The 3,504-nt window shown below is 76.9% G+C and carries 1 protein-coding gene; it reads right to left on the minus strand.

Features of this window, described 5'->3' with window-relative positions:
• Positions 1 to 3,504: SDR family NAD(P)-dependent oxidoreductase (locus P1P70_RS42140; RefSeq protein WP_319247416.1), on the minus strand; the 3,504-nt coding region annotated here is incomplete at both ends.

Raw genomic sequence — 3,504 nt, forward strand, 5'->3', positions numbered from 1 at the left:
GGGGTGGGCCGGTCGCCTTGGGCGGCGCGCAGCCGGTGCAGGTCGAGCGGGGCGGCGGTCACGGCCGGGGTCCGGGCGGTGAGCGCGGCGTCGTACAGGGCGAGGGCCCGTTCGGTGGGGAGTGCGGCGGTGCCGGTGCGCAGGAGCCGTTCCCGGTCGCGTTCGCCGAGGGCGGCGGTCATGCCGCTGGTCTCGTCCCACAGTCCCCAGGCGACGGAGACGGCCGGCAGGCCCTCGGCGGCCCGGCGTTCGGCGAGGGCGTCGAGGTAGGCGTTGGCCGCGCAGTAGTTGGCCTGGCCGGCTGCGCCGAAGGTGGCGGAGGCGGAGGAGAACAGGACGAAGGTGGACAGGTCCAGGGAGCGGGTCAGCTCGTCGAGGTGGCGGGCGCCGTGGGCCTTGGCGTGCAGGACGCGGTCGAGCCGGTCCGGGGTGAGGGAGGTCAGGACGCCGTCGTCGACCGTGCCGGCGCAGTGCACGACTCCGGTGACGCGGTGCCCCTCGGCGGCGAGCCGGTCGAGGAGCGCGGCCACGGCCGTCCGGTCGCCGATGTCGCAGGCGGCGACGTGTGTCTCGGCGCCGGCTGCGGCGAGTTCGTCCCTCAGGCCGGCCGCGCCGGGGGCCGCGTCGCCGCTGCGTGAGGTCAGCACGAGGCGACGTACCCCGTGCCGCGCGACCAGGTGGCGGGCCACCCGTGCGCCCAGGGTGCCGGTGCCGCCGGTGACGAGGACCGTACCGTCGGGGGAGGCTTCGGGGGCGAGGGTGAGCACCGCCTTGCCCACGATCCGGGCCTGGGCGACGGCCCGGAAGGCCTCGGGGGCCCGGTGGATGTCCCAGGTGGTGACGGGCGGCGGGGCGAGGCTGCCGTCGGCGAAGAGCGCGGACAGTTCGGTGAGCATCTCCCGGATGCGGTCGGGGCCGGGGTCGCCGAGGTCGAAGGCCCGGTAGTGGACACCCGCGTGGTCGGCGGCGACCCGTTCCGGGTCGCGCGGATCGGTCTTGCCGATCTCGACGAACGCACCTCCGCGTGGCAGCAGTCGGAGGGACGCGTCGGTGAACTCCCCCGCCAGGCAGTTCAGTACGACGTCCATGCCGGCACCGGCCGTGTGGGCGAGGAACCGTTCACGGAAGCCGGTGTCGCGGGAGTCCGCGATGTGCGCGTCGTCCAGTCCGGCGGCGCGCAGCGCCTCCCACTTGGGCCGCGAGGCGGTCGCGTAGACCTCGGCGCCCAGGTGGCGGGCGAGCCGGACGGCGGCGGAACCCACCCCGCCCGCCGCCGCGTGGACCAGCACCCGGTCGCCAGGGCCCAGCCCACCGAGGTCGCGCAGCCCGTACCAGGCCGTCAGATACGCCACGGGCGCGGCGGCGGCCCGCGCGAACGTCCATCCGTCGGGCACAGGGGCGAGCAGACGCTGATCGGTGACGGCGACGGGTGCGAAGGCCGCGTCGAGCATGCCCGCCACCCGGTCGCCGGGCGCGAACCGGGTGACACCGGGGCCGGTCGCCAGCACCACCCCGGCACCCTCGATGCCCAGCTCGGCGGCGCCGGGATACATGTCGAGGGCGATCATCGTGTCCCGGAAGTTCACCCCGGCGGCGCGGACGGCGACCCGCACCTCGCCCGGGGCCAGGTCGCGTTCCGCGCCGGGGTGCGGCACCAGTGCCAGGCCGCTGATCGAGCCGCGCCGCACCGAGTCCAGCCGCCACGGGCCGGCCGGCGCCGGGAGCACGGTGTCTCCCCCAGTCCGTGCAGGGACCAGCCGTCGGCCGTACAGGCGTCCGGCGCGGACGGCCAGGTCGGGCTCCCCGCAGGCCAGGATCTCCGCGAGCGGAAGCCGGCCGGCCGCCTCCGGGGCCCGGGACGGGGCACCGTCGACGTCCACCAGCACGATACGGCCCGGGTGTTCGGCCTGGGCGGCGCGCACCAGTCCCGCCACGGCCCCCTGGGCGAGGAGGTCGTCGTTCGCCCCGTCGGACCCGAGGTCCGCCGCGCGGGCGCCCGGCTCCGCCACCGCGGCGGCCCGCCTGGTCACGACCACGAGGGGGACGGCCGTGTACCGCTCGTCGGTCACCCACCCCTGCAGCACCCGCAGCACGCGGGCGGTGACGTCGTCGACGCGACCTTGCGGGCAGTGCGCCACGACGGCGTCGGGGAGTCCGTCGATACGGTCGAGGTCGACGTCCCCGTCCCCGTCCCCGGTCACCGGCAGCGGGACCGGTGCGACCGGTGCCGCGTCCACCGGGACGGGCAGGGCCGTCCACGCGACACGGAACAGGGCGGCGTCGCGCTCGGCGACGGAGGCGCTCGGCAGCCGGTCGGCCGAGGCCTCGCGCAGTGCCAGCCCCTCGACGGTGACGACCGGGGCACCCTCGACGTCCACCGCCGTCAGCCCCACCGACCCGTCCGCACCACGCGTCACGCGGACCCGCAGGGCGTCGGCCCCGTTCGCGTGGACGCGTACGCCGGTCCATGCGAACGGCAGCCGGGCCGGAGCACCCGGCGGCAGGTCCACGCCGAGGACGTGCAGGGCCGCGTCGAGCAGGGCGGGGTGCACGGCGAACCGTCCGGCCGCCGCCCGGTCGTCCTCGTCCAGTTCGACCTCGGCGTACAGCGTGCCCTCGTCCGTCCGCAGGGCCGAGCGCAGCCCCTGGAACGACGGCCCGTAGTCGAACCCGGCCTCGACCAGGCCCGGGTAGAAGCCGTCGAGCGGGAGCGACGGGGCGGAGTCCGGGGGCCAGGAGAGAGCGGCGGGGGTGAGGTCCCCGGCCGGGGCGAGGACGCCCTCGGCGTGCCGGGTCCAGGGCTGACCGTCGTCGGTCGCCCCGCCGGGGGCGACGGGCCGGGAGTGGACGGCGATCGTACGACGTCCCTCCTCGTCCGGCGCACCGACGACGAGTTGCAGATCGGCCGCCTCCTCCCCGGGCAGGGCCAGCGGGGCGGAGAGCGTCAGCTCCGACAGTTGCGGGCAGCCGAGGCGTTGACCGGCCCAGCACGCCATGTCCACATAGGCCGTTCCGGGCAGCAGGACGGTGCCGAGCACCCGGTGGTCCGCGAGCCAGGGCTGTGTGGCGGGCGTGATCCGCCCGGTCGCGAGCACCCCTCCGTCGCCGGCCCGGACGAGCCAGGTGCGCAGCAGGGGGTGGTCGGCCGTGCCGAGACCGGCGGCCCGCAGCGCGCCGGCCGGCGCCGAGCCGGCCGTGTCGGGCCAGTAGCGACGGTGCTGGAAGGCGTACGTCGGCAGGTCCACCCGGCGGGCCCCGGTCCCGGCGAACACGGCCCGCCAGTCCACGGCCACCCCGTGGGCCCACACCTCGGCCAGCGATGCCGTCAGGGCCACCGTCTCGTGCCGGTCCCGGCGCAGCGCGGCGACGCCCACCGCTTCGGGCGCGCTCTCCTGGACCAGGGAGACGAGGGAGCCGTCGGGGCCGATCTCCAGGACCGTGCCGATGTCCTGGGCCCGTAGCGCCCGCACCCCGTCCGCGAAGCGGACCGTCGCCCGCACGTGC

It is taken from the genome of Streptomyces sp. MB09-02B, assembly GCF_033794485.1.
Lineage (GTDB): Bacteria > Actinomycetota > Actinomycetes > Streptomycetales > Streptomycetaceae > Streptomyces.